Here is a 25,330-nt window from a genome sequence, read left to right on the forward strand (position 1 = left end):
GCACATCGATGACCATCACCTTACGCCGCGCCCTACTCTCTGACGCTGCCGCCCTCCCCGCCATCGAGCGTTCCGCGGCGGCGTTGTTTCGCAACGACCCTTCCCTCGCCTGGCTCGCTGACTCACCCGTGACCGACGCACAACAACATCTGCGCGCCATAGAAACCGCTGACGTGTGGGTCGCGTTATCCGCCGATGGTGCACTTGCGGGGTTTCTCAGCGCTGAACAAGTCGACGATCAGCTGCATGTTCAGGAACTGTCCGTCAGCCAACACTTCCAGGGCCGAGGCATTGGTCGAAAGTTACTGTTAGTGGCGATCGAACATACCCGCCAACGAGAACTCCGCAGTCTGACGCTGACTACATTTCGCGACGTGCCATGGAATGAAGGGTTTTATCGGCGGTTAGGCTTTAAAACATTGAGCCTTGCTGAAACGAGCCCTCGTTTATTAGCAATTTTGCGAGAGGAAGTCGCCCACGGTTTGCCCGGTGAGCGGCGGTGTGCGATGTGCCTGCACCTTACACCGGCGCCTTCAAATCGACACCCAACGCCTGGGCAAACGCCTTGACCAGCGGGCTGCGCACGGTGTTGTGGCGCAGGATCAGATTGAATGGCGTGACGATGTGAATCAGGTCCGGGCGCACCGCGCGAAATTGCCCTTGGGCCACCAGGGTGGCGGCGTAGTGTTGCGGCAGGAAGCCCACAAAACGGCCGGTCTTGATGAGTAAAGCCACGGCTTCGACCTGGGTTGCCGAGGCGGAAAAGCTGTCGTAGCGGGCAAAATTCAGTTTGTCCCGATGAATCGCGTAGCGATGGTTGATGCACTCGTAGTCCTTGAGCACATTGCTGCCGATTTCCGCCTCCGGCACCTCGAACAACGGGTGGCCTACCGCGCAGTAAACCTGCGAGCGTTCCTCGTACAGCGCGTAGTAATCGAACTCTTCGCGCTTTTGATAAACCGGGACGATGCCCGCCACTAATCGACCCTCGACCACACCGCGCTCTATTTCATCTAACTGTGACGCTTGAAGTTGAAATCTGACCTTGGGCGACTCTTGATTAATCCGTTTAAGTGCAGCAACTAACGGTGAGCCTTCATCGGTCAATGTGTTGTCAATAACCCCCACCCCAAGATCACCAATAAGTTCATTCTGCGCCGAACTAAGCCGATCACGAAAGTTATCGACCGAGGCAAACAAATCAATCGACGCCTGATACACCAGGCGTCCTTCTTCAGTCAGGTGAAACCCCTCTCGCCCACGGGTACACAGGCGCATGCCGATGCGAATCTCAAGGTCCGAAATCTGCTTGCTGATGGCCGCCAGGCCCACGTTCAGCTCGTTTTGAGCCGCGCTGAAACCGCCGGCCTCGACCACCGCCTTGAACACTTTGAGCAGTTTGAAGTCCAGGCCGCTGAGTGCCAATGGCGCTCGCTGAGTCGGTTTCGGCGCTGGGTTTCCGGAATTGGAAAGTGGGGTTTCCATAATGCTTATTTACCTCTGACGCCCTAGCAAACAATCTGTGCCCAACAACAAAAACATAGCTGGCCAATAATAATGAACACAGAAAACAAGGCTTGGCAACCGCTAATAAATTCCGTACCTGAGTGCCAACTCACTGATTTCGCACTATTAAAAGCTGACACTTCGATCAGCTCTCGCCACTTCGTAACTGCCCATTTGAAAACTGCTTGAGCCCCACCACGCCCGAATGATTTTCGGCCGGTGCCAGGGCTTGGCAGATCGTATTCAGTTCGCTTTACCGACGAGGAAAACAACAATGTCTCAAACCACCGACCGTCTCTGGGGTGCACGCTTCAAAAGCGGCCCATCCGAAGCCCTGGCGGCCCTGTCCCGTTGCCCTGAGCGCTATTTTCGCCTCACCCCGTACGACCTCGCCGGTTCCAAGGCCCATGCCGGGGAGCTGCAACGCGCCGGTCTGCTGAGCGAGGAAGAAACCCGCACCATGCTCGGTGCGCTGGACCAGATCGGTGTTGATTTCCGCGCCGGCAGCATCGCCCCGACCCTGGACGACGAAGACGTCCACACCTTTATCGAACGCCTGCTGACCGAACGCCTCGGCGCTCTGGGCGGCAAGCTGCGGGCCGGCCGTTCGCGTAACGACCAGACCGCCAATGACCTGCGTCTGTTCCTGCGTGACCACGTGCGCACCCTGGCCGTTGAAGTCCTGGCCCTGCAACAAGCGCTGGTGGATCAGGCCGAGCAACACATCGAAAGCATCTGCCCCGGCTTCACCCACTTGCAACAAGCGCAACCGATCGTCTTCGCCCATCACTTGCTGGCCCACGCCCAAGCGATGCTGCGTGACGTGCAACGCCTGGTGGATTGGGACGCGCGCACTTCGCTGTCACCCCTCGGCGCGGCGGCCATGGCCGGTTCCGCCATCGCGCGCCTGCCCCAGCAGTCGGCCAAGGAAATGGGCTACAGCGGTGTGTGCGAAAACTCCATCGACGCCGTCGCCAGCCGCGACCATGTCGCCGAATTCCTGTTTATCGCCAGCATGCTCGGGATCAATATTTCACGCCTCGCTGAAGAGTTTTGCCTGTGGTCGTCGCGGCAATTTCGCTGGGTTGCGCTGGACGATGCCTACGCCACTGGCAGCTCGATCATGCCGCAGAAGAAAAACCCCGACATCGCCGAACTGGCGCGGGGCAAGGCGGGTCGCTTGATCGGTAACCTGACCGGCCTGCTCTCTACCCTCAAATCCCTGCCGCTGTCCTACAACCGCGACTTGAGCGAAGACAAGAACGGCGTGCTCGACAGTGTCGACACGCTGCTGCTGGTGCTGCCGGCCATGGCAGGGATGGTCGCGACGATGAAGGTCAATGTCGAAGAGCTGCGGCGTCAGGCGCCTCTGGGCTTCACCCTGGCGACTGAAGTGGCGGATTGGCTGGCGATGCGCGGCGTACCGTTCAAGGAAGCCCATGAAATTACCGGTGCATTGGTTCAAGCCTGTGAGAAACACGACATCGAATTGTGGGAAGCCTCCCCGGCGTTGTTGGCCGAGATCGATCCACGCCTGACCCCGGAAGTGCGCGACAGCCTGACCCTGGAAGCCGCCATCGCTGCCCGCAGCGGCTGGGGCGGCACCGCGCCGCAACAGGTGCGCGAGCAGATCGGCCGTTTGAAAACCGCCCTCGCCGCCCAGCAGCAATGGACCGAGAACTATCAAGGCTTCCGTCTCTGAATCAGAGCGAAAACCTTGTAGGAGCGTTTAACACGAAGATTAGCGGTGGGCCGTCGACGCCGTTTTGAACCACAGCAACACGCGCCGCAGTCACTGGGCGGCGTACGGAGAACCAACATGAGCCAGACTCAGGCAGAACGTCTCCAGTCGGAGCGCAAACTGGCGGAAAACCAGTTCGATATCACCCAGTACCACCATGTGCCACGGCGCTATTACGGGCGGATCTTCTTCGCCACCGTGATCGTCATCGCCATTCTCGGCCTGGTCCGCGCTTTCGCCGAAGGCAAGATCGAATGGTCGTATATCGGCCAGTTCGTCACGTCCCAGGCGATTCTCTGGGGCCTGTTCAACACCATCGTCATGGCGGTGCTGGCGATGGCGCTGGGCATTGTGTTCGGGGTGATCACGGCGATCATGCGCATGTCGGCCAACCCGATCCTGCGCTATGTGGCGATCACCTACACCTGGCTGTTCCGTGGTACGCCGCTGATCCTGCAACTGCTGTTGTGGTTCAACCTGGCGCTGATTTTCCCCACCATCGGCATCCCCGGCCTGTTCGAAATGGACACCGTGAGCCTGATGACGCCCTTCGTGGCCGCCCTGCTCGGCTTGAGCATCAACCAGGGCGCCTATACCGCCGAAGTGGTGCGCGCCGGCCTGTTGTCGGTGGACACCGGGCAGTACGAAGCTGCCAAGTCGATCGGCATGCCGCGCCTGCAAGCGCTGCGCCGGATCATCCTGCCGCAGGCCATGCGGATCATCATTCCGCCGGTCGGCAACGAATTCATCGGCATGGTGAAAATGACCTCCCTGGCGAGCGTCATCCAGTATTCGGAACTGCTCTACAACGCCCAGAACATCTACTACGCCAACGCCCGCGTCATGGAGTTGCTGATCGTCGCCGGCATCTGGTACCTGGTCGCCGTCACCGTGCTGTCCTTTGGTCAAAGCCGTCTGGAGCGTCGTTTCGCTCGCGGCGCCGGCAAGCGTTCTTGAGGAGCCTCCCATGAGAAACATCGTCAAGGCCGTGAGCCTGAACAAATATTACGACCAGTACCACGCGCTCAAGGACATCAACATCGAAGTCGAGCAAGGCGAAGTGCTGTGCATCATCGGCCCGTCCGGCTCGGGCAAGAGCACCTTGCTGCGCTGCGTCAATCAGTTGGAGAAGATCGACAAGGGCGGCCTCTGGGTCGACGGCGAACTGGTGGGTTACCGCGTGGTCGGCAACAAACTGCACGAACTCAACGAGTCACAGATTGCTCGCCAGCGCCTGTCCACCGGCATGGTGTTCCAGCGTTTCAACCTGTTCCCGCACATGACCGTGCTGCAAAACATCATCGAAGGCCCGTGCCAGGTGCTCAAGCGTTCGCCCAAAGAGGCGCACGAAGAAGCCGTGGAATTGCTCGCACGCGTTGGCCTGGCCGACAAACGCAACAGCTACCCGATTGAACTGTCGGGCGGTCAACAGCAACGGGTGGCGATTGCCCGCGCGTTGGCCATGCGACCGAAGCTGATGCTGTTCGATGAACCCACTTCGGCACTCGACCCGGAATTGGTCGGTGAGGTGCTGTCGGTGATGCGCGATCTGGCGCAAACCGGCATGACCATGATCGTCGTCACCCATGAACTGGGCTTCGCTCGCGAGGTTTCCAATCGCATGGTGTTTATGGACGGCGGGCAGATCGTGGAGGCTGGAAGCCCCGAAGAAATACTAATAAGTCCGCAAAACCCGCGCACCCAAAGCTTCATTTCTGCCGTTCGAACCTAGGTGCCGCGCTTGGAAAACAAGAGCCGCCTCACAACACTCATAAGAGAACGACCATGAAGAATTTCGTAATTCCAGCAGTACTTGCAGGCCTGATGGCTTCCAGCGTCAGCTTCGCCGCCGAATTGCCGGCCAGCATCAAGGCCAAGGGCGAGATCGTTGTGGCGATCATGCCCAACTACCCGCCGATGGATTTCAAGGACCCGGCGACCAACACCCTCACCGGTCTGGACTATGACCTGGGCAACGCCCTGGCCGAGCGGCTGGGCGTGAAGATCAAATGGCAGGAAACCGGCTTCGAACAAATGATCAACGCGCTGACCACTGACCGCGTGGACATGGTGTTGTCGGGCATGACCGACACCGTCGAGCGCCAGGCCAGCGTGACCTTCGTCGACTACTTCACCAGCGGTCCGCAGTTCTACACCTTGCAGAAGAACAAGGACTTCAACGAAATCACCGACCTGTGCGGCAAGAAAGTCGGCACCAGCCGCCGTACCACTTTCCCGGCGGAAATTGCTGAATACAGCAAGGCCAACTGCGAAGCGGCGGGCAAGCCGGCGATCGTGGTGATCGGCACCGAAGGCTCGGCGGATGCCCGTGCGCAACTGCGCCAGAGCCGGATTGATGCGGCGATGCAGGGTAGCGAGACGTTGTCGTACCTGAAGACGCAGGAAAAGGACATGTACAAGACCGTCGGCCTGCCGATTTCCGTGCAGTTCACCGGGCTGGGCGTGAGCAAGAAAAAGCCTGAGTTGAGTGAAGCGGTGAAAGTGGCGTTGCAGAGCATGGTTGATGACGGCAGTTATCAGACCATTCTCAAGAAGTGGGACCTGGAGTTGGGCGCGATCAAGACAGTGACGGTTAACGCCGGCAAGTAATGCTTGCCCCGTAGGAGCAAGGCTTGCCCGCGAAGGCGGAGTATCAGTCAACGATGATGTTGAATGTGCCGGCCTCTTCGCGAGCAAGCTTCGCTCCTACGGGGATTGTGTTTTACCTAGAGATGACTGGAGTGCTACTGATGTCCTCCTCGCCCCAACCCACCTGGCCTACGCCGCACAAGGCCTGCCTCGCGCTGGCCTTCGACCTCGACGGCCCGACCGGCGATGCCATGCTCAACGGCTCGATCTGGCGCAAGCCCGAGTACTTCGGCTTCGGCGGTTACGGCCCCTACCGCGCCTTGCCGCGGATCCTCGATTTGCTCGACGCCTTCCAGATCCCGACCACCTTTTTCGTCCCGGCCTGGGTCGTGGAGAACTGGCCGAAACAGTGCCAGGCGATTGTCGAGCGCGGGCATGAGGTGGCTTACCACGGCTACAAACACGAATCCTTTTACGCCCTGACGCTGGACCAGCAGAAGGACGTCATGCAGAAATCCCGCGAGGTGTTCTGGAAGCACTTGAACATCCGCGCCGAAGGCTTTCGCACGCCGTCCGGTGATTGGCGCGCCGAAACCCCGGCGATGCTGGTGGAAGCCGGCGTGACCTATTCCAGCAGCATGCGCGGCGATGACCGGCCTTATCTGGTCAACGTCCCGGGCTTCGACACGCCGCTGGTGGAAATCCCCGGCCGCTGGGAAATGGACGACTACGCCTCCCTCGCCTACACCCGTGCCCCGGATTTCCCGTCGGGGCTGGATCGCACCGCCAGCTACGAACTGACCCTCGACAATTGGTGCCGCGAATTCGACGGTGCCATGGATGAAGGGCTGTGCCTGACCACCCTGTTCCACCCCAAGATCACTGGCAAACCGGGACGCATCCTGTTGCTGGAAAAACTCTTCGAACACATGCGCCAGCGCGATGACGTGTGGTTTGCCACCTGCCGCGATGTCGCCCAGTGGTGGCTGAAGGAGCATCACCATGGCTGATTCCTCTGTCTGGCCCAACGGCCATCGCTGCGCGGTCGTGCTGACCGTCGATTACAACGACATCCACGGCATCCTGACCCAGGCCCCGGAAGTCGCCGGGCGCGACAAGACGCTGTCGGTCTGGCGCTATGGCAGCCAGCGTGGTGTGGACCGACTTCTGGGTTTGTTCGCCGAACTCGGCGTCAAAAGTAGTTGGTGCATCCCCGGCATCGTCGCCGATGAAAACCCCGAACACATCAAGGCGATCCTGGCCGGTGGGCATGAGATTGCCTGCGCCGGGTATCGCCATCAGCACTACGACACCCTGACGCTCGCCGAGCAGAGCGCCGAGATCGCCAAAGGTTGCCAAGCATTGGCCGCGCTGACCGGCGTGCGTCCAACCGGGTTTCGTATCCCGGCCGGCAACGGTGCGCCGGGATTCATCGAAGCGTTAAGGGACCAAGGCATCCGCTGGTCGTCATCCTGGCGCGGCGATGATTTGCCGTTCGCCCACCCAACGGCGCCCGAAGTGATCGAACTGCCGTTGCACTACGAACTGGAAGACGAACCCTACTTCGCCTTCAACCTCAGCCCGGCGGTGCCGCCGGCACAATCGCGGATCGCCTCCTACAGCCACACCCTGGGCAACCTGCAAATGGACTTCGCCGGGTTCTATCGATTTGGCCTGTGCTATGTGCTGCGCCTGCACCCGGAGATCATCGCGACACCGGGGCGGATTGGCGTGTTGCGCGAGTTGCTTCAAGGCATCCAGCAGCATCAGGACGTGTGGATTGCCACCGCTGGCGAGGTCGCGCAATGGTGGGCAGATTCTGCGGTCCGCGTGACGGAGGATCATCCGTCAGCAGTTTACGAGCGGCATTATCGGGATTACGGGGTATGAACGAGCAGGATCATCAGAACAGCGCCTACAAAGGCGTGATGCGCATGGAGCACCTGGCGCAGTTTTGCGTTGATACGAGGTTTGAGGACTTGTCGCTGACGCTGGTTGAGCAAGCCAAGCGGCACATCCTCGACACCTTCGGCGCGACCCTGGCCGGGGCTGGCAGTGATGTGGCGAAACAGGCGCGCCGGGTGTTCGAAGGCGAGACCGGCAGCACGCCGGTCTGGGGCACCGATTGGCAAGTCGGTGCGGCGCAAGCCGCGATGCTCAATGGTATCGCCGCCCATGCCCTGGAGCTGGACGACACCGGCGGCTGCGATCACTCCGGCGCGGTGGTGTTACCGGCGGTGATGGCGGCGATTTCGATGGCGGACAAACCGGTGAATGGCCGGGAGTTCATCACCGCCGTGGTCATCGGCTACGAAATCGGCCGTCGGGTGCTTGAAGCCTGTGGTAGCTATTCGGCGCATAACGGCGCCGGTTGGCACTCCACGGCAACTTGCGGCGTGTTTGGCGCGGCGGCGGCCAGTGCGCGGATTCTGGGGCTGGACGCCGCGCAAACCCTGTCGGCCCTGGGCATTGCCGGGAGCTTCAGTGGCGGGCTTTGGGCCTTTATTCATGATGGTTCTCAAAGCAAAAAGCTCCACAGTGGCCGTGCTGCTGAAGGCGGCTTGCTGGCTGCGCGGTTTGCCCAGCGTGGGATTACCGGGCCGACGAAACTGTTCGAGGATGTCTGGGGCGGTTTTCTCAAGACCCTCGCTGGCGAGGCCGCCGTGCCCGAGGCGCTGGATGCGGATCTGGGGCGAGTGTGGAAACTGGCCCGCTGTTCGATCAAGCCTTACGCCGCGTGTCGCGGGACGCATTCGGCGATTGATGCCCTTGGCCTGTTACTGACGCAGTTGCAGGTGAGCGCCGATCAGGTCGAGGACATTCAAGTGTCGCTGTGCGGATTCCTGCAGGACATGTGCGGTGGGCAGGAAGTCACCAGCCTGGCGGCGGCGCAAATGAGCCTGCGCTACGCCCTCGCCGCTCGGTTGGTCCTGGGGCATTGTCGGTTGGAAGCCTATGACGATGAGCGGCGCTGCGACCCGCGCCTGGCACAGTGGATGTCACGTATCCGGCTTGAACTGGACCCGCGGCTGTCCGAGGATGGCGAGCCCGTGGTGAGCGTGCGGACCGTGGACGGTCGGCAGGCGAGTCTTTGCGTTGAGGTGCCGCTGGGGGCGCCGGGCAATCCGCTGAGTGATGCGGCGCTGGAGGAGAAGTTTTTCAGTCTGGCCGGGCGGGTGATGCCGGTGCGGCAGGCTGAAGAGTTGCTTGGGCAGTTGTGGCGGTTGGAAGAATTGGAATCAATTGATACATCGATCGTTCCCACGCTCCGCGTGGGAATGCAGCCCGGGACGCTCCGCGTCCCATAAGCGGACGCAGAGCGTCCGATGAGGCATTCCCACGCAGAGCGTGGGAACGATCATCACTAAAACAAGGACTTGTGCACCACCGTGGCCACTTACTCGCTCGTTATCCGCCGGCTGATGATTTGCTCGCTGACCATCGTCGTCAGCCGCGCCATCACCAGCCCGTTGCTCACGCTGTTCCTGAGCAACAAACTCGGTCTCAATCAACAGGACGTTGGCCTGCTGCTGGGCATCGCGGTGTTTATCGCCACGCTGCTCGCGCTTTACGGCGGATACATCATTGATCGTCTGGAAAAGCGCCGGCTATTGATCCTGGCCATGCTCTCCAGCGCCATCGGCTTTGTGCTGCTGACCTTCGCCGAGAACCTCTACCTGACCACCGCCACCCTGGTGATCACCGAAACCGCCTCGGCGCTGTTCCTGATCGGCTCAAAAGCGATACTCAGCGAAAACCTGCCCATGGGCCAACGGGCCAAAGCGTTTTCCCTGCGCTACACCCTGACCAACATCGGCTACGCCACCGGGCCCATGCTCGGCGTGGTGATCGCCGGGGTGTACCCGATTGCACCGTTTCTGATTGCCGGTGGTATCGCCTTCTTCAGCATCTTCTTGATGAGCGGCATTCCGAAAGACCCCGCGCGGGTACCCGCCATCGGCCAGCCGCAGAGCTTTCTCAAGACCCTGACCACGCTCAAAAACGACCGCACGCTGATCATGTTCACCTGCGGTTGCCTGTTCAGCACCGTGGTCCACGGCCGTTTCACCTTGTACCTGTCGCAATACCTGCTGGTGACCCACGACTCCAAGCGCGCCCTGGAAACCATGGCCGCCCTGCTCGCCTGCAACGCCATCAGCGTGATCCTGCTGCAATACCAGATCGGCCGCTTCCTCAAGCGTGAACAGTTGCGCTACTGGATTGCCGGTGGCACCAGTCTGTTCATCGTCGGTTTGATTGGTTTCAGCCTGGCAGACGGCTTGGTGAGTTGGTGCGTGGCGATGTTCATTTTCACCCTCGGCGAAATGATCATTTACCCGGCTGAATTCCTGTTCGTCGACACCCTGGCCCCGGAAGAACTGCGCGGCAGTTACTACGGCGCGCAAAACCTGGCAGCGTTGGGCGGCGCGTTGAGTCCGGTGATTTGTGGTTTCCTGCTGATGCACACCCCGGCCCCGACGATGTTCTATGCCCTCTGCGCGCTGACGGCCATGGGCGGATCGCTGTGTTTCCTGGCGGGTCGGCGGGCGGCTTTACTGCAAAAATAATGCACTGAAACTGCATTAATATGAATTTGTCAGCACATCGAATGCGCGGCACACTGTGCCCCGTTCCTCCCCCAATAGTTGGAACAACCTTCAAGGGCTTTCTGGGTTTCCCAGCTAAGCCTTTTTTTTGCTTCGGTTTTTTGTCAACGGATCAACGTCATGCTCGCTCGCTGGTTACCCGCCACCATCCACACCCGCCCCTCGGAATGGAGCCGCGCGGCCATTGGCATGTCCTTGGGCACGTTGTTCAGCGTGTGGCTGTGCAGCCAAGTGTTCGGCATTGAAGTGGCGCAGCACCTGGTCGGTCCGCTGGGTGCTTCGGCGGTGCTGCTGTTCGCCGTGTCCTCCGGCGCCCTCGCCCAGCCGTGGTCGATCCTCGGCGGCTACTTGAGCGCCGGGGTGGTTGCGCTGCTGGTGGCGCACGTGCTCGGCCGAACGTTGGGCAGCGCTTGCCTGGCGGCGGGCATGGCGCTGATGCTGATGTGCTGGCTGCGTTGCCTGCACCCACCGGCCGGGGCCTTGGCGCTGTTGTTGGTGTTGGCCGACCCGGCGACCATCGCCCTGGACTGGAAAGCCCTCGGCCCGGTAATGCTCAGCGCCTCGGCGATGCTGCTTAGCGCGCTGGCGTATAACAACCTGACGCGGATTCGCTATCCCAAACGGCCCGCCGAAGCGGTGTCGGTGATGCCGTCGGCGGACAATCAGGCGATTACCGCCGAGGATCTGAAACTGGCGTTGGCGGAGATGGAGGCGTTTTTCGACGTCACCCCGGAAGACCTTGAGCAGTTGATTCACGCCAGTGAATTGCATGCCAAGCGGCGTAGTATCAGCGAAGTGCTCAGCAGCAGAACCTGAACAAACACTAGCCCCTGTGGCGAGGGAGCTTGCTCCCGCTGGGCTGCGAAGCGGCCCTCGTTTTTCCCATCAAAGAAAAGGGACTGCTGCGCAGTCCAACGGGAGCAAGCTCCCTCGCCACAGGGTTCGTGCGCCTTCAATAAACTATTCAGGCTGCGATCTTTTGATTTTGCACTAAGGTAAAAACGCAGACAGAACCTGCACGTATGCCGGTTGTACATCACAAATTTGCACTGTTACGATCCAGCATCGCTCGCGCGCGAGCTTCTCTATAAAGAACAATAAAAGCAGGGAGTTATCGATGACTGCTCAGGTTTCATCCCAGGAGGCCAAAGCCATGGATGCCACGCAAAATGAAGTGCTGGCCGAGGTTCGCAATCACATCGGTCACCTGACCCTCAATCGCCCCGCCGGTCTCAACGCCCTCACCCTGGACATGGTCCGCCGCCTGCAACGCCAGCTCGATGCCTGGGCCGCGGATTCGCAGGTCAACGCCGTGGTGTTGCGCGGAGCCGGCGAGAAAGCCTTCTGCGCCGGCGGCGATATTCGTTCGCTGTACGACAGCTACAAAAACGGCGAGACCCTGCACGAAGATTTCTTCGTCGAGGAATACGCCCTCGACCTCGCCATCCACCACTACTGCAAACCGGTCCTGGCCTTGATGGACGGCTTTGTCCTGGGCGGCGGCATGGGCCTGGTGCAAGGTGCCGACATGCGGGTTGTCACCGAACGCAGTCGACTGGCGATGCCGGAAGTGGCCATCGGTTATTTCCCGGACGTCGGCGGCAGCCACTTCCTGCCACGGGTGCCCGGCGAACTGGGGATTTACCTGGGCGTGAGCGGCGTGCAGATCCGCGCCGCCGATGCGCTGTATTGCGGCCTGGCCGACTGGTACCTGGAAAGCGACAAACTGGGCACGCTGGACGAGAAACTCGATCACCTTGAATGGCACGAAACGCCGCTCAAGGACCTGCAAGGTGTGCTGGCCAAACTCGCGGTGCAACAGTTGTCCGACGCGCCGCTGATTGCGCTGCGCCCGGCCATCGACCACTTCTTCGCCCTGCCGGACGTGGCGAGTATGGTGGAGCAACTGCGCGAAGTGACGGTCGCCGACAGCCACGAATGGGCGAAGACCACCGCCGACCTGCTGGAAAGCCGTTCGCCGCTGGCCATGGGCGTGACCCTGGAAATGCTCCGGCGCGGGCGCAAGCTGAGCCTGGAACAATGCTTTGCCCTGGAGCTGCACCTGGACCGCCAGTGGTTCGAGCGCGGCGACCTGATCGAAGGCGTGCGCGCCTTGTTGATCGACAAAGACAAGAAACCGCGCTGGAACCCGCCGACCTTGCAGGCGCTGCATGCCGAGCACGTCGAGAGTTTCTTCAGTGGTTTTGAGCAGAGCGGGAACTGAGTCATGCACGATATCGAATTGAGCGAAGAGCAAGTGATGATCCGCGACATGGCCCGGGATTTTGCCCGTGGCGAGATCGCGCCCCACGCGCAGGCCTGGGAAAAGGCTGGCTGGATCGACGACGGTCTGGTGGCGAAGATGGGGGAATTGGGCCTGCTGGGCATGGTGGTGCCGGAAGAATGGGGCGGCACTTATGTCGACTACGTTGCCTATGCCCTGGCGGTGGAAGAGATTTCTGCCGGCGACGGTGCTACCGGCGCGTTGATGAGCATCCACAACTCCGTGGGTTGCGGGCCGGTGCTTAATTACGGCACTGAAGAACAGAAAAAAACCTGGCTGCCGGACCTGGCCAGCGGTCAGGCCATCGGTTGCTTTTGCCTGACCGAACCGCAAGCCGGTTCCGAAGCGCACAACCTGCGCACCCGCGCCGAACTGCGGGATGGCCAGTGGGTGCTCAACGGCGCCAAGCAATTTGTCAGCAACGGCAAGCGGGCGAAACTGGCGATCGTGTTTGCCGTGACCGACCCGGACCTGGGCAAGCGCGGTATCTCGGCGTTCCTGGTGCCCACCGACACCGCCGGTTTTATCGTCGATCGCACCGAACACAAGATGGGCATTCGCGCCTCCGACACCTGCGCGGTAACCCTCAGCGATTGCACGATTCCCGAAGCCAATCTGCTGGGTGATCGCGGCAAAGGCCTGGCCATCGCCCTCTCCAACCTCGAAGGCGGCCGCATTGGCATCGCCGCGCAGGCGTTGGGCATTGCGCGAGCGGCGTTTGAAGCGGCGCTGACGTATTCCCGGGAGCGGGTGCAATTCGGCAAGACGATCAACGAGCACCAGAGCATTGCGAACATGCTCGCTGACATGCACACACGGCTGAACGCCGCACGCCTGCTGATCCTGCATGCCGCGCGGTTGCGCAGCGCCGGCAAGCCTTGTCTGTCGGAGGCTTCACAAGCCAAGTTGTTTGCGTCGGAAATGGCCGAGAAGGTCTGTTCGTCGGCGATGCAGATTCATGGCGGGTATGGCTATCTGGAGGATTACCCGGTGGAGCGTTACTACCGGGATGCGCGGATCACGCAGATTTATGAAGGGTCGAGCGAGATACAGCGGATGGTGATTGCGCGGGAGCTGAAGAATTACCAGATCTAAATGATCGTTCCCACGCTCTGCGTGGGAATGCCGCCCGGGACGCTCCGCGTCCCTTCGCAAGCGTGACGCAGAGCGTCACAGGATGCATTCCCACGCGGAGCGTGGGAACGATCGGTGGGGGTTACTTGCCCTGGAACTCTGCCTCACGCTTGGCAATAAACGCCGCCATCCCTTCCTTCTGATCCTGCGTCGCAAACGCCGCGTGGAACACCCGACGCTCAAAGCGCACGCCTTCCGACAGGCTGACTTCAAACGCACGGTTCACGCTTTCCTTGATCATCATCGCGATTGGCAACGACTTTTTGGCAATCAGCGCCGCGACTTTCAGCGCTTCGTCCAGCAATTCATCTGCCGGGACGATCCGCGCGACAATCCCGCAACGCTCCGCTTCCACCGCATCGATCAAGCGACCGCTGAGGCACATTTCCATGGCCTTGGCCTTGCCCACGGCGCGGGTCAGGCGTTGGGTGCCGCCCATGCCCGGCAATACGCCGAGGTTGATTTCCGGCTGACCAAATTTGGCGTTGTCGCCGGCGAGGATGAAGTCGCACATCAGCGCCAGTTCACAGCCACCGCCCAAGGCGAAACCGTTAACGGCAGCAATGATCGGCTTGCGGCGGTTGGCCACGCGATCGCTGTCGCTGAACAGGTCGTCGAGGTAGATCTGCGGGTAGGTCAGCGCGGCCATTTCCTTGATGTCGGCCCCGGCGGCGAAGGCTTTTTTCGAGCCGGTCAGCACGATGCAACCGATGTTGGAATCGGCTTCCAGGCCATCGAGGGCGTGGTTCAGCTCGCTGACGATCTGCGCGTTCAACGCGTTCAAGGCTTGCGGACGGTTGAGGGTGATCAGGCCAACACGACCCTGAATTTCCAGCAAAATCGTTTCGTAGTTCACAAGTACATTCCTTCTTAAAGATTGCGCGAAATAACCATGCGCTGAATATCGCTGGTGCCTTCGTAGATCTGGCACACCCGCACGTCGCGGTAGATCCGCTCCAGCGGGAAGTCGTTCAGGTAACCGTAACCGCCGAGGGTTTGCAACGCGGCGGAGCAGACTTTTTCGGCCATTTCCGAGGCAAACAGCTTGGCCATCGACGCTTCGACCAACGCCGGTTTGCCGCTGTCACGTAGAGCCGCAGCGTAATGCACCATCTGCCGGGCGACAGCAATCTGGGTGGCCATGTCTGCCAAACGGAAGGCCACGGCCTGGTGTTCGATGATCGGCTTGCCGAAGCTTTCGCGTTCACGGGCGTAGTCGCGGGCCGCTTCAAACGCCGCGCGGGCCATGCCCACCGATTGCGAGGCGATGCCGACCCGCCCGCCTTCCAGGTTGGCCAGGGCGATGCGGTAACCTTCGCCCTCCTCGCCCAGACGGTTGGCCACCGGGACTTTCACGTCTTCGAACAGAATCTGGCAAGTGTCGGAGGCGTGCTGACCGAGTTTGTCTTCAACCCGCGCCACTTTATAGCCCGGCGAATCGGTGGGCACGATCAACGCCGTAATCCCGCGTTTGCCAGCGCTCGGATCGGTCACGGCAAACACGATCACCACCCCGGCATTCTGCCCGGAGGTGATGAATTGTTTGCAGCCGTTGAGCACGTAATGATCGCCGTTCAACTTGGCGCGGGTTTTCAGGCCGCTGGCGTCGGAACCGGCCTGGGGTTCGGTGAGGGCAAAAGCGCCGAGCATCGCACCGCTGGCCAACGGCTTGAGGAAGCGTTCTTTCTGCTCGTCAGTGCCGTACTTGAGGATCGGCACGCAACCCACCGAGTTGTGCACGCTCATGATGGTCGAGCAGGCGCCGTCACCGGCGGCGATTTCTTCCAGGGCCATGGCGTAGGCCAGGTAACCGGTGTCGCAACCGCCCCACTCTTCGGGCACCAACATGCCGAAGAAACCCAGCTCGGCCATCTCGCCGATGGCTTCTTTGGGGAAGCGATGCTCGCGGTCCCATTCGGCGGCGAACGGTTTCAGCCGTTCCTGGGCAAATTGCCGGGCGGCTTCGCTGATCTGCAGTTGTTCGTCATTGGGAATCATGCTGAATCCTTAATTTGAGCCTTGGTGCGCCTTTCATTGTAGGAGCGGGGGCGCATCAATAGAGGCATTCCACGGCCATCGCGGTGGCTTCACCGCCGCCGATGCAAATCGCCGCAACACCGCGTTTCAGGCCTTTCTGGCGCAGGGCCGAGAGCAGGGTCACGAGGATCCGCGCGCCGGACGCACCGATCGGGTGGCCCAAGGCGCAAGCGCCACCGTGGATGTTGACCTTCTCGTGAGGGATTTCCAGTTTGGTCATGGTCACCAGACTGACCACGGCGAAGGCCTCGTTGATTTCGAACAGCTCGACTTCATCCAGCGACCAGCCGGTTTTCTTCATCAGCTTCTTGATCGCACCGACCGGCGCCACCGGGAACAGGCCCGGGGTATCAGCGAACGCGGCGTGGCCGTGAATCACCGCCAACGGCTTGAGCCCACGCTTCTGCGCCTCGGACTGACGCATCAGCACCAACGCCGCCGCGCCGTCAGAGATCGAGCTGGAGTTGGCCGCCGTCACCGTGCCGCCCTCGCGGAAAGCGGGTTTCAGCGAGGCGATCTTGTCCAGTTTGGCTTTCGGCGGCTGCTCGTCGTGGCTGATCAGCACCTGTTCTTTGCCGACGGTCACGGTCAGCGGCACGATTTCAGCCTTGAAGCTGCCGTCCTGGATCGCCTGTTGCGCGCGGGTGGTCGAGGCGATAGCAAACGCGTCCTGGGCTTCGCGGGTGAAGCCGTTGGTTTCGGCGCAATCCTCGGCAAAGGTGCCCATCAGGCGGCCCTTGTCGTAGGCGTCTTCGAGGCCGTCGAGGAACATCGAATCCAGCACCCGGCCATGGCCCATGCGGTAACCGCTGCGAGCGCGGTCCAGCAGGTACGGCGAGTTGGACATGCTTTCCATGCCACCGGCGATCACCACCTCGGCACTGCCGGCGACCAGCATGTCGTGGGCGAGGATGGTGGTTTCCATGCCGGAACCACACATCTTGTTCACGGTGGTGCAACGGGTCGATTTATCCAGCCCGGCGCCCAACGCCGCCTGACGTGCAGGCGCCTGGCCGAGGCCGGCGGGCAGCACGCAACCGAACAGCACTTCATCGACCGCGTCGGCAGCAACACCGGCCCGTTCAACGGCGGCTTTGATCGCAGCCGCACCGAGTTGCGGCGCGGTCAGGCTTTTCAGTTCGCCCTGGAAACCGCCCATCGGGGTGCGGACGGCGCTGACAATTACAATCGGATCGTTGGAAAGGGTCATGACAAATCCTCCTTACTTGGCGGCCATACGCAAGGCACCGTCGAGACGGATCACCTCGCCGTTGAGCATGCTGTTTTCAATGATATGCCTGACCAGCGCGGCATACTCGCCCGGTTTGCCCAGGCGCGGCGGGAACGGCACGCCAGCGGCCAGGGACGCGCGGACTTCCTCGGTCATGCCGGCCATCATCGGCGTTTCGAAAATGCCGGGAGCGATGGTCATCACACGAATACCGAAGCGCGCCAGTTCACGGGCGGCGGGCAAGGTCAGGCTGACAATCGCGCCTTTCGACGCGGCGTAGGCAGCCTGGCCGATCTGGCCGTCGTAGGCCGCGGCCGAGGCGGTGTTGATGATCACACCGCGCTCGCCGTCGGCGTCCGCTTCAGTTTCGGCGATGGCCGCCGCGGCCAGGCGCAGCATGTTGAAGCTGCCGATCAGGTTGACGTTGATCACCTGGCTGAAACTGGCCAACGCGTGCGGACCGTTTTTCCCGAGGATCTTCTCGCCACGCACGATTCCGGCGCAGTTCACCAAGCCGTGCAGGCCACCGAAGGCTTTCACCGTCGCCGCGACCGCCGCTTCAGCAGCGGCTTCGTTGCTGATATCAGCCACGACGCTTTGCGCGCCCAGGCGTTGAGCCTGCGCCGCAACGGCCTCGGCATTCATGTCCACCAGCATCACTTTGGCACCGGCCGCCACCAGCATTTCAGCGGTGGCGGCACCGAGGCCGGACGCACCGCCGGTGACGAGAAAAACCTTGTTTTCGATCTGCATCTTATTTTCCTTCGATTCAAGCAGAAGCTTTGTGAGCCGCGGCCTCTTGAGCCTTGGCGATTTCCTGGTTGCGCAAGATAAAGCGCTGCAATTTGCCGCTTGGGGTTTTCGGCAATTCGCTGACAAATTCGATTTCACGGGGGTACGAGTGCGCGGCGAGGCGTTTGCGCACGTGTTGGCGCAGTTCTTCGGCCAGCTCTGGCGTGGCGCGGTATTGCGCGCAGATCACGACGAAGGCTTTCACCAGTTCGGTGCGCTCCGGGTCGGGTTTGCCGACGACGGCGGCTTCGATCACGGCCGGGTGTTCGATCAACGCGCTTTCCACGTCGAACGGACCGACGCGGTAGCCGGAAGTGGTGATCACATCGTCGCTACGACCGACGAAGCTGATGCTGCCGTCCGGGTTCCACTCCACGGTGTCGCCGCTCAAGTAATAGTTGCCGACGAAGGCTTTGGTCGGCGCGCCTTCGTAGCCGTTGAACCAGCACATCGGCGATTGGGTGCGGTCGATGGCCAGAATCCCCGGTTGGCCGACGCCGAGTTCCTTGTACTCATCGTCGAGCACCACGATGCGGTGACCCGGCGAGGCAAAACCGGCGGCGCCCATGTGGATCGGGTGTTCCAGGCCATGGTGATTGCACAGGACCATGCCCAGTTCGGTCTGGCCGTAATGGTCATGGATGACCACGCCGAGGTTGTCGGCGAACCAGCGGATCACCTCCGGGTTCAGCGGCTCGCCGGCGCTGCTGACGATGCGCAGTCGGCCCTTGATCGACTTGGCAAATTCGTCGCCGCCGGCAATCAGCAAGCGGTAAGCGGTCGGCGAACCGGTGAGGTTGGTGATCCCGTACTTGTTGATTACCCGACAGGTGCTTTCGAGGGTGAACGGGCCATCGTAGAAGGTGATCGGATGCCCCATCGACATCGGCCCGGTCACGCCGAAATAGATGCCGTAGGCCCAACCCGGATCGGCGACGTTCCAGAACGCGTCTTCCGGGCGCAAATCCACGGCGTCGCGGGTGTAGCTCTGGAAGGCGACGATGGCCTTCAGCGGTACCGACAGCGCTTTCGACGGGCCGGTGGTGCCCGAGGTGAACATCAGCAGGAACGGGTCTTCACCGCTCAGCAGTACCGGTTCGCACTCGGGGGAATAATTGGCCAGTTCGGCCCAGAAACTGTAATCGCCACGAACGATGCCCTGCCCTTTGGCGCCGCCAACGGTGACGATGGTCGGGCAATCGGCGACTTCCGCGAGTTTCGGTCGATTGACCGCGTCGGTAACCACCACTTTGGCGCCGGAGCTGCTCAAGCGGTGTTCGATGGCTTTCGGGCCGAACGCGGTGAACAGCGGCTGATAGACCGCGCCGATGCGCCAGGTGGCGAACACGGTGATCAGCAATTCGATGTTGCGCGGTAGCAGGCCGGCGACTTTATCGCCCTTCTGCACGCCCTGGGCGAGGAGGAAATTGGCGAAACGCGCGGCTTTGTCCTGCAAATCGCTGAAGGTGTACGTCGCGCTGGAGCCATCTCGGCCTTCCCAGAACAGCGCGATACGTCCCGGCAATGCATGACGGTCGCAGCATTCGACGCAGGCGTTAAGCGCCGTCAAATCGCCGTCGAGCGCGGCGGTCACGGTGTGCAGGTAATCGAACTGTGAAGTGGCAGACAAGTAATCGCGCATTGCCAGAATCCCTCTGTATTTTTATTAGGTTGGGGGAACCGTAATTAACAGAGGAATACTCGCGCTGCGCGGGGTGTGGGGCAATGGTCAAAGCTATCAAGTTGCGTGACTGGTTTGGCCAAGGATTGAGAGTCGTGGCGCCTGGAAGGCCGCCTTCGCGGGCAAGCCTCGCTCCTAAAGGACCGGGGCGTACACACCCCCTGATCGTTCCCACGCGACCCGTGGGAACGATCGGCGTCTAGCTGGGTTCGTTAAGAATCAAACTCCGGTAATGCCCCGGATTGGTCCCCGACCACTTGCGAAACGCTTTATAGAACGAACTCGCATCAGCAAACCCCAATCGCGCGGCAATCTCGACAAAGCTGATGCTCGGTTCTGCCAGCCAGACAATCGCCAGTTCCTTGCGCACGCTGTCTTTCAAACCCTGCCAGGTCTGCCCTTCTTCGGCCAGACGACGGCGCAGGGTCGAAGCCGACATACACAGTTGCTGCGCCAACGCCTCGGTTTCCGGCCATTGCTCGGCGGGCAGTTGCCGCAAATCGTGCTTGATGCGACTGGCCAGACTTTCCGGGTCGCGGTATTTGACCAGGATGTTGGCCGGCGCGTGGGCCAGGAAGCGCTTGAGTTCTTCCGGGCTGCGCTTGATCGGCAGGTCGAGGCAATCGGCGGCGAAAATCATCCGCGTGCGTGGTCGGTCGAAACGCAGGTTTTCGGAAAACATCACCTGATAGTCATCGCAGAAATCCGGCGCCGGGCAGCGCAGTTCGATGGCCAGGATTGGAATCCGCCGCCCCGCCAGCCAGCAGGCGACGCCGTGGACGATCATCCAATAGGTGAAATAGGTGAAGGCCCGGCGCGGGTCCTGGTCGTCTTCGAGCAAGACGATTTCCGCCAGACTCTGCTGGCGCACCAGTTGCGCGGGCAGGTGTTCGAGCATCAATGACAGAAAGCTCAGGCCCGAAGTGAGGCCGGCGGCCAGATTGGGCTGGACCATGGCGCAGCGGCATAAAAATTCGAGGCTGCCGGATTTGAGCTGACGCGGGTCCATGCCAAAAAATTCATCGTCGCCGCGCCGGGCCAGCAGGCGCCACAAACGGGCATACGCAGTGGCTGGAACCCGGGCGTCGGGGCTCAACAACAACTGCGGGTCGATGCCGACCTTGTGCAACACCTCTTCGGTCGCCGCGCCGGGGGCACAACTTTGCAATAGCGCTTCACGCACCAGTTGAATGGAGATGGTGTCTTTTTCCGACATCGCGCGGGGTGAGCCTTGTGCCTGTTTGAGTGCTGGGCATATTAGCTGAATCCACTCTCGTTCCCATGCTCTGCGTGGGAATGATCGGGTGGCGTAATCTTTTGGGGGCGTTCAGCTTAGGTTCAGCAAAAGTCAATCAATTGCATGTGAGAATGAGTGTCATTATGTTACAACTTAGCTGCCTAACTAACTCAACGGTGCTGAATGCTTGTCCCCTTTCTGATCATGCTGCGCGAAGGCATTGAAGCGGCGTTGATCGTCGGCATTATTGCCAGTTACCTCAAGCAAACCGGTCGCGGTCAATGGATGCCCGCCGTGTGGATTGGTGTGTTCCTCGCTGCTGCTTTGGCCCTGTTGGTCGGCGGTGGCCTGGAATTGATGAGCGCAGAATTCCCGCAGAAGCAACAGGAACTGTTCGAAGGCATCGTCGGTTTGGTGGCGGTCGGCATCCTCAGTTCAATGGTGTTCTGGATGCGCAAGGTGGCGCGTTCGATCAAGCATTCCCTGCATGTTTCCCTCGATCACGCCCTGGCCGGCTCCAAGCATCAGGTCACCGCGCTGATCGCCATGGTGTTTTTCGCCGTGGCCCGGGAAGGCCTGGAAACCGTATTTTTCCTGCTCGCGGTGTTCCAGCAAAGCGAAGGCCCGGCGGCACCGATTGGCGCCCTGCTCGGCCTGATCCTGGCGATCATCGTCGGCTTCCTCATCTATACCGGCAGCATGCGCCTGAACCTCGGCGCGTTCTTCCGCTGGACCGGCCTGTTCATCCTGGTGGTGGCCGCCGGCATTCTCTCCAACTCGGTGCAAGCGCTGCATGAAGCCGGGGTGTGGAATCACCTGCAAACCGTACTCTTCGACTTCAGCGCCACGCTGCCGATGGACGGCCCGCTGGGCTCGGTGCTGGCTGGCATGTTCGGTTACCAGGACGCGCCGACCGTCAGCACCCTCGGCGTGTATCTGATTTACCTGGTGGTGGCGCTGGTGATGTTTTTCCTCCCCGCCCCGGCGGCCGCCAAGCAATCTTCTTCCGTTTCCAGCCAGTAAGGGCTTTCATGTCAACGCCAACTCCTCCCGTGGCTTCCCCTCCCCGCGCGCTGCGCTGGGCGGTGGCCGGTTCGGTGATCGTGATGATCGCGGCCGGTGGCCTGTTCTACTACGCCTCGAAAATGGCCGCAGCCAAGCGCCAGACCAACCATGACGAAGTGCTGGTGAGCATTCACCCCAAGAGTTGCGAGCCAAATGCGCTGACGGTCCCGGCCGGGCATTCGAGTTTCCGCATCGTCAACCGCTCGGACCGGGCGGTGGAATGGGAAATCCTCGACGGCGTGCTGGTGGTCGAAGAACGGGAAAACATCGCGCCGGGCCTGAGCCAGGTGATCAACGCCAACCTGGCGCCCGGCGACTACGCCATCACTTGCGGCTTGCTGAGCAACCCGCGCGGCACCTTGCACGTGACCCCGACCGCCGCGTCCGATGCCGCCGCCAAGGCCCGGCCATCGATGGTTGCGTTCATCGGTCCGTTGTCGGAATTCCGGGTGTACCTGAGCAGCCAGAGCGGCGCGCTGATCAAAGCGGTGACGGCGCTTAAGCAAGCAATCGAAGCGGGCGATCTGGCCCAGGCCCAGGCCCTTTACGTGCCGGCTCGCGCGGCCTATCAACGGATCGCCCCGGCTGCCCAGCGTCTGGCCGAGCTGGACAACGCCGTCAACGCCCGCGCCGATTACTTCGAAAAACGCGAGCAGGACCCTGGCTTCACCGGTTTCCACCGCCTCGAATACGCGCTGTTCCAGCAACGCAAACTCGACGCCCTGGCACCGGTGGCCATGCAGTTGATCATCGACATCACCACGCTCAAGCAGCAGTTGCTCGCCCAGTCCCTGCCGCCGGAGCAGTTGGTGAGCATCGTGGTGCGCAACCTCAACAGCATCGCCGAGGTACGCGCCAGCAGCGGTGAAGAAGAACGCTACAGCCACACCGACCTCAACGGCTTCGCCGCCAACCTCGACGCCGCACGCAAAGTCGTCGACCTGTTGCGGCCCTTGCTGAGCAAGTCTGCCGCCGAGCTATTGCCGAAGATCGACAGCGCCATCGCCGCATTCGACGCCGAACTCAACGGTTTCAAGGTCAAGGACGGCTACGCCAGCTACGACACGGTCAGTACCGAGCAGCGCAAACAGATCGCCGACAAGGCCAAGGCCCTGGCCGCCGTACTCGACGAAATCGATCCAGCCCTTGGCCTTTCCGGCCTGTAAGTAGAAGACGACTTTTAGATGAAAGACTTAGAACAGTTTTCCGCCCAGCGTCGCCGTGTCTTGATGGGCATGGGCGCCGCCGGTGTCGCGTTGGCCGGCAGCGCCCTGAGCTGCCCGGCGATGGCCGCGTCCAGCCAGGTCACCGAAGCACCGAGCAGTGAAAAGACCGAAGATCGCCACGCCTTTTATGGCCAGCACCAAAGCGGCATCGTTACCCCGCGCCCGGCGTCGGGCATGCTGGTGTCGTTCGATGTGCTGGCCAGCGACAGGGAAGACCTGGAGCGGCTGTTCCGCACCCTCAACCAGCGTATCGCGTTCCTGATGAAGGGCGGCGCGGTGACCCAGGTTGATCCGAAGTTGCCGCCGGTGGATTCGGGGATTCTGGGGCCGGTGGTGACGCCGGACAACCTGACCATCACCGTATCGGTCGGCGAGTCGCTGTTCGACGAGCGCTTCGGCCTGGCCAGTGCCAAACCCAAGCGCCTGATCCGCATGGTCGGCTTTCCCAACGATGCCCTGGAAGCCGATTGCTGCCACGGCGACTTGAGCTTGCAGTTCTGCGCCAACACCACCGACACCAATATCCACGCCCTGCGCGATATCGTGAAAAACCTGCCGGACTTGCTGCTGGTGCGCTGGAAACAGGAAGGCAGCGTACCGCCCCAAGCCCCGGCCAAACCCGGTGTACCGCCGCAGAGTGCGCGTAACTTCCTGGGTTTTCGCGATGGCTCGGCCAACCCCGACTCCAACGATGCCAAGACCATGGACAGCATCGTCTGGGTCCAGCCCGGCAGCGACGAACCGGCCTGGGCCGCCCATGGCAGCTACCAGGCGGTGCGGATCATCCGCAATTTCGTCGAGCGCTGGGACCGCACGCCTCTGCAGGAACAGGAAAGCATCCTCGGCCGGGTCAAGAGCACCGGCGCGCCCATGGGCGGCGAGCATGAAGGCCAGGTCCCGGACTACGCCAAGGACCCAGAAGGCAAATTGACCAAGCTCGACGCGCACATCCGCCTGGCCAATCCGCGCACCGCCGCGACCCAGGCCAACCTGATCCTGCGCCGCCCGTTCAACTATTCCAACGGCGTGAACAAGAACGGCCAGCTCGAAATGGGCCTGCTGTTCATCTGCTACCAGGCGGACCTGGAAAAAGGCTTCATCACGGTCCAGACCCGACTCAACGGCGAACCGCTGGAGGAATACCTCAAGCCGGTGGGCGGCGGGTACTTCTTCACCTTGCCGGGTGTCACCGGCGACAAGGACTTCATCGGTCGCTCGCTGCTCAACGCTACACAGCCCACAAAAACTGCATAACCCCCAACTCGGAACCGTCCCATGAAAAAGTCGCCACTCGCTTTAATGCTGACCCTTGGCTTGCTCACCACCCCGTTTTCGGCTTTCGCGGCGACGGCGCCGCTGGATCTGGTGGGACCGGTCTCGGACTACAAGATCTACGTCACCGAACAACTGGACCAACTGGGCGAGCATACCCAACAGTTCACCGACGCCGTGAAGAAAGGTGACCTGGCTACCGCGCAAAAGCTCTATGCACCGACCCGCGTGTTCTACGAGTCGATCGAGCCGATTGCCGAACTGTTCAGTGACCTCGATGCATCCATCGACTCCCGTGTCGACGACCACGAAAAAGGCGTGAAAGCCGAAGACTTCACCGGTTTCCACCGCATCGAATACACGCTGTTTTCGGAAAAAAGTACCAAGGGCCTCGACGCACTGGCTGACGGCCTGAACAAAGACGTGAAGGATCTGCAAACTCGCGTCGCCGGCCTGACCTTCCCGCCTGAAAAAGTGGTCGGCGGTGCCGCTGCCCTGCTCGAAGAAGTCGCCGCGACCAAGATCTCCGGTGAGGAAGACCGCTACAGCCATACCGACCTCTATGACTTCCAGGGCAACATCGACGGCGCGAAGAAAATCGTCGACCTGTTCCACCCGCAGATCGAGAAGCAAGACGCGGCGTTCATTGCCAAGGTCGACAAGAACTTCGCGACCGTGGACAAGATCCTGGCCAAGTACAAAACCAAGGATGGCGGTTTCGAGACTTACGACAAGGTGAAGGACGCTGACCGTAAGGCGCTGGTTGGGCCGGTGAATACGTTGGCTGAAGATTTGTCGACGTTGCGTGGGAAGTTGGGGCTGAATTAAATATCGGCGTTGTTTGCGAAAAGATCGCAGCCTTCGGCAGCTCCTACAGGGTGTACCTCATCCCGATGTAGGCGCTGCCGTAGGCTGCGTTCTTTTGCTT

23 protein-coding genes are annotated in these 25,330 nt (G+C 61.2%); 16 read left to right on the forward strand and 7 right to left on the reverse strand.

Going from position 1 to position 25,330, the window contains the following annotated elements; genetic code table 11:
• Positions 1–8 precede the first annotated feature (8 nt).
• Positions 9–569 carry a GNAT family N-acetyltransferase gene (locus HKK52_RS04560; RefSeq protein ID WP_169369735.1) on the forward strand — a complete coding sequence of 187 codons (561 nt, stop codon included), beginning with the start codon at positions 9–11 and terminating at the stop codon, positions 567–569.
• On the opposite strand, the gene HKK52_RS04565 is transcribed toward HKK52_RS04560, so the two are convergent.
• Positions 520–1,485 (reverse strand): LysR family transcriptional regulator, encoded by a 966-nt coding sequence (locus tag HKK52_RS04565; RefSeq protein ID WP_169369736.1) that lies wholly within the window; start codon positions 1,483–1,485, stop codon positions 520–522. The two genes, HKK52_RS04560 and HKK52_RS04565, sit on opposite strands and share 50 nt — an antisense overlap.
• 295 nt (positions 1,486–1,780) lie before the next feature.
• Between HKK52_RS04565 and argH the strand changes: the two genes are divergently transcribed.
• From argH to HKK52_RS04620, 11 genes are all read left to right on the forward strand, one after another.
• A complete protein-coding gene (gene argH / locus HKK52_RS04570; protein ID WP_169369737.1) occupies positions 1,781–3,208 on the forward strand; it encodes an argininosuccinate lyase in 1,428 nt (475 codons plus the stop codon).
• A gap of 117 nt (positions 3,209–3,325) precedes the next feature.
• Positions 3,326–4,204: an amino acid ABC transporter permease gene (locus tag HKK52_RS04575; RefSeq protein ID WP_133839463.1), complete on the forward strand. Its 879-nt coding sequence runs from the start codon at positions 3,326–3,328 to the stop codon at positions 4,202–4,204.
• A gap of 10 nt (positions 4,205–4,214) precedes the next feature.
• Positions 4,215–4,979, forward strand: a complete 765-nt coding sequence (locus tag HKK52_RS04580) for an amino acid ABC transporter ATP-binding protein (protein ID WP_149662007.1) — start codon at positions 4,215–4,217, stop codon at positions 4,977–4,979.
• Between the two features lie 53 nt (positions 4,980–5,032).
• The gene (locus HKK52_RS04585) at positions 5,033–5,857 is read left to right on the forward strand and encodes an ABC transporter substrate-binding protein (protein WP_169369738.1); all 825 of its coding nucleotides are present in this window, start codon (positions 5,033–5,035) and stop codon (positions 5,855–5,857) included.
• Positions 5,858–5,997: 140 nt separating this feature from the next.
• Positions 5,998–6,846 (forward strand): polysaccharide deacetylase family protein, encoded by an 849-nt coding sequence (locus HKK52_RS04590; RefSeq protein ID WP_169369739.1) that lies wholly within the window; start codon positions 5,998–6,000, stop codon positions 6,844–6,846.
• Positions 6,839–7,726: a polysaccharide deacetylase family protein gene (locus HKK52_RS04595; protein WP_169369740.1), complete on the forward strand. Its 888-nt coding sequence runs from the start codon at positions 6,839–6,841 to the stop codon at positions 7,724–7,726. The genes HKK52_RS04590 and HKK52_RS04595 overlap by 8 nt, the downstream gene beginning before the upstream one ends.
• Before the next feature lie 38 nt (positions 7,727–7,764).
• Entirely contained in the window at positions 7,765–9,144 is a 1,380-nt protein-coding gene (locus HKK52_RS04600; RefSeq protein WP_169374182.1) for an MmgE/PrpD family protein, read from the forward strand.
• Positions 9,145–9,225: 81 nt separating this feature from the next.
• Complete coding sequence (locus tag HKK52_RS04605; protein ID WP_169369741.1) at positions 9,226–10,404, forward strand: MFS transporter; 1,179 nt, start codon at positions 9,226–9,228, stop codon at positions 10,402–10,404.
• A 159-nt stretch (positions 10,405–10,563) separates the two neighbouring features.
• Positions 10,564–11,259 (forward strand): HPP family protein, encoded by a 696-nt coding sequence (locus HKK52_RS04610; protein ID WP_169369742.1) that lies wholly within the window; start codon positions 10,564–10,566, stop codon positions 11,257–11,259.
• A gap of 301 nt (positions 11,260–11,560) precedes the next feature.
• The gene (locus tag HKK52_RS04615; protein ID WP_169369743.1) at positions 11,561–12,667 is read left to right on the forward strand and encodes an enoyl-CoA hydratase/isomerase family protein; all 1,107 of its coding nucleotides are present in this window, start codon (positions 11,561–11,563) and stop codon (positions 12,665–12,667) included.
• Positions 12,668–12,670: 3 nt separating this feature from the next.
• Positions 12,671–13,822 (forward strand): acyl-CoA dehydrogenase family protein, encoded by a 1,152-nt coding sequence (locus HKK52_RS04620; RefSeq protein WP_169369744.1) that lies wholly within the window; start codon positions 12,671–12,673, stop codon positions 13,820–13,822.
• A gap of 121 nt (positions 13,823–13,943) precedes the next feature.
• Here the strand turns inward: HKK52_RS04620 and HKK52_RS04625 are convergent, their stop codons facing one another.
• The 6 genes from HKK52_RS04625 to HKK52_RS04650 form a co-directional block, all read right to left on the reverse strand.
• Positions 13,944–14,717 carry an enoyl-CoA hydratase gene (locus tag HKK52_RS04625; protein ID WP_169369745.1) on the reverse strand — a complete coding sequence of 258 codons (774 nt, stop codon included), beginning with the start codon at positions 14,715–14,717 and terminating at the stop codon, positions 13,944–13,946.
• Positions 14,718–14,731: 14 nt separating this feature from the next.
• Positions 14,732–15,859, reverse strand: coding sequence for an acyl-CoA dehydrogenase (locus HKK52_RS04630; RefSeq protein WP_123508269.1), 1,128 nt, complete (start codon positions 15,857–15,859; stop codon positions 14,732–14,734).
• Positions 15,860–15,914: 55 nt separating this feature from the next.
• Positions 15,915–17,108, reverse strand: a complete 1,194-nt coding sequence (locus HKK52_RS04635; protein ID WP_169369746.1) for an acetyl-CoA C-acyltransferase — start codon at positions 17,106–17,108, stop codon at positions 15,915–15,917.
• Positions 17,109–17,120: 12 nt separating this feature from the next.
• Positions 17,121–17,882 carry an SDR family NAD(P)-dependent oxidoreductase gene (locus HKK52_RS04640; RefSeq protein ID WP_169369747.1) on the reverse strand — a complete coding sequence of 254 codons (762 nt, stop codon included), beginning with the start codon at positions 17,880–17,882 and terminating at the stop codon, positions 17,121–17,123.
• Between the two features lie 16 nt (positions 17,883–17,898).
• On the reverse strand, positions 17,899–19,563 hold the full coding sequence (locus HKK52_RS04645; RefSeq protein ID WP_169369748.1) for an AMP-binding protein: 1,665 nt from the start codon (positions 19,561–19,563) through the stop codon (positions 17,899–17,901).
• A 238-nt stretch (positions 19,564–19,801) separates the two neighbouring features.
• Entirely contained in the window at positions 19,802–20,818 is a 1,017-nt protein-coding gene (locus tag HKK52_RS04650; RefSeq protein WP_169369749.1) for an AraC family transcriptional regulator, read from the reverse strand.
• A gap of 204 nt (positions 20,819–21,022) precedes the next feature.
• Between HKK52_RS04650 and efeU the strand changes: the two genes are divergently transcribed.
• Genes efeU through efeO (HKK52_RS04670) form a run of 4 tightly spaced genes read left to right on the forward strand, consistent with a single transcriptional unit; the run spans position 21,023 to position 25,230 of the window.
• A complete protein-coding gene (efeU, locus tag HKK52_RS04655; protein ID WP_169369750.1) occupies positions 21,023–21,862 on the forward strand; it encodes an iron uptake transporter permease EfeU in 840 nt (279 codons plus the stop codon).
• A gap of 8 nt (positions 21,863–21,870) precedes the next feature.
• Positions 21,871–23,070 (forward strand): iron uptake system protein EfeO, encoded by a 1,200-nt coding sequence (gene efeO, locus HKK52_RS04660; RefSeq protein WP_169369751.1) that lies wholly within the window; start codon positions 21,871–21,873, stop codon positions 23,068–23,070.
• A gap of 18 nt (positions 23,071–23,088) precedes the next feature.
• Complete coding sequence (efeB, locus tag HKK52_RS04665; protein ID WP_169369752.1) at positions 23,089–24,384, forward strand: iron uptake transporter deferrochelatase/peroxidase subunit; 1,296 nt, start codon at positions 23,089–23,091, stop codon at positions 24,382–24,384.
• A 21-nt stretch (positions 24,385–24,405) separates the two neighbouring features.
• The gene (gene efeO, locus HKK52_RS04670; RefSeq protein WP_169369753.1) at positions 24,406–25,230 is read left to right on the forward strand and encodes an iron uptake system protein EfeO; all 825 of its coding nucleotides are present in this window, start codon (positions 24,406–24,408) and stop codon (positions 25,228–25,230) included.
• The last annotated feature ends 100 nt before the right edge of the window (positions 25,231–25,330 follow it).

This window comes from Pseudomonas sp. ADAK2 (assembly GCF_012935755.1).
Taxonomy (GTDB): domain Bacteria; phylum Pseudomonadota; class Gammaproteobacteria; order Pseudomonadales; family Pseudomonadaceae; genus Aquipseudomonas.

Coding starts and splice junctions, on each gene's coding strand:
- HKK52_RS04560 (WP_169369735.1), top strand. CDS start 9: ATGACCATCACCTTACGCCGCGCCCTACTCTCTGACGCTGCCGCCCTC.
- HKK52_RS04565 (WP_169369736.1), bottom strand. CDS start 1,485: ATGGAAACCCCACTTTCCAATTCCGGAAACCCAGCGCCGAAACCGACT.
- argH (WP_169369737.1), top strand. CDS start 1,781: ATGTCTCAAACCACCGACCGTCTCTGGGGTGCACGCTTCAAAAGCGGC.
- HKK52_RS04575 (WP_133839463.1), top strand. CDS start 3,326: ATGAGCCAGACTCAGGCAGAACGTCTCCAGTCGGAGCGCAAACTGGCG.
- HKK52_RS04580 (WP_149662007.1), top strand. CDS start 4,215: ATGAGAAACATCGTCAAGGCCGTGAGCCTGAACAAATATTACGACCAG.
- HKK52_RS04585 (WP_169369738.1), top strand. CDS start 5,033: ATGAAGAATTTCGTAATTCCAGCAGTACTTGCAGGCCTGATGGCTTCC.
- HKK52_RS04590 (WP_169369739.1), top strand. CDS start 5,998: ATGTCCTCCTCGCCCCAACCCACCTGGCCTACGCCGCACAAGGCCTGC.
- HKK52_RS04595 (WP_169369740.1), top strand. CDS start 6,839: ATGGCTGATTCCTCTGTCTGGCCCAACGGCCATCGCTGCGCGGTCGTG.
- HKK52_RS04600 (WP_169374182.1), top strand. CDS start 7,765: ATGCGCATGGAGCACCTGGCGCAGTTTTGCGTTGATACGAGGTTTGAG.
- HKK52_RS04610 (WP_169369742.1), top strand. CDS start 10,564: ATGCTCGCTCGCTGGTTACCCGCCACCATCCACACCCGCCCCTCGGAA.
- HKK52_RS04615 (WP_169369743.1), top strand. CDS start 11,561: ATGACTGCTCAGGTTTCATCCCAGGAGGCCAAAGCCATGGATGCCACG.
- HKK52_RS04620 (WP_169369744.1), top strand. CDS start 12,671: ATGCACGATATCGAATTGAGCGAAGAGCAAGTGATGATCCGCGACATG.
- HKK52_RS04630 (WP_123508269.1), bottom strand. CDS start 15,859: ATGATTCCCAATGACGAACAACTGCAGATCAGCGAAGCCGCCCGGCAA.
- HKK52_RS04635 (WP_169369746.1), bottom strand. CDS start 17,108: ATGACCCTTTCCAACGATCCGATTGTAATTGTCAGCGCCGTCCGCACC.
- HKK52_RS04640 (WP_169369747.1), bottom strand. CDS start 17,882: ATGCAGATCGAAAACAAGGTTTTTCTCGTCACCGGCGGTGCGTCCGGC.
- HKK52_RS04645 (WP_169369748.1), bottom strand. CDS start 19,563: ATGCGCGATTACTTGTCTGCCACTTCACAGTTCGATTACCTGCACACC.
- HKK52_RS04650 (WP_169369749.1), bottom strand. CDS start 20,818: ATGTCGGAAAAAGACACCATCTCCATTCAACTGGTGCGTGAAGCGCTA.
- efeU (WP_169369750.1), top strand. CDS start 21,023: ATGCTTGTCCCCTTTCTGATCATGCTGCGCGAAGGCATTGAAGCGGCG.
- efeO (WP_169369751.1), top strand. CDS start 21,871: ATGTCAACGCCAACTCCTCCCGTGGCTTCCCCTCCCCGCGCGCTGCGC.
- efeB (WP_169369752.1), top strand. CDS start 23,089: ATGAAAGACTTAGAACAGTTTTCCGCCCAGCGTCGCCGTGTCTTGATG.
- efeO (WP_169369753.1), top strand. CDS start 24,406: ATGAAAAAGTCGCCACTCGCTTTAATGCTGACCCTTGGCTTGCTCACC.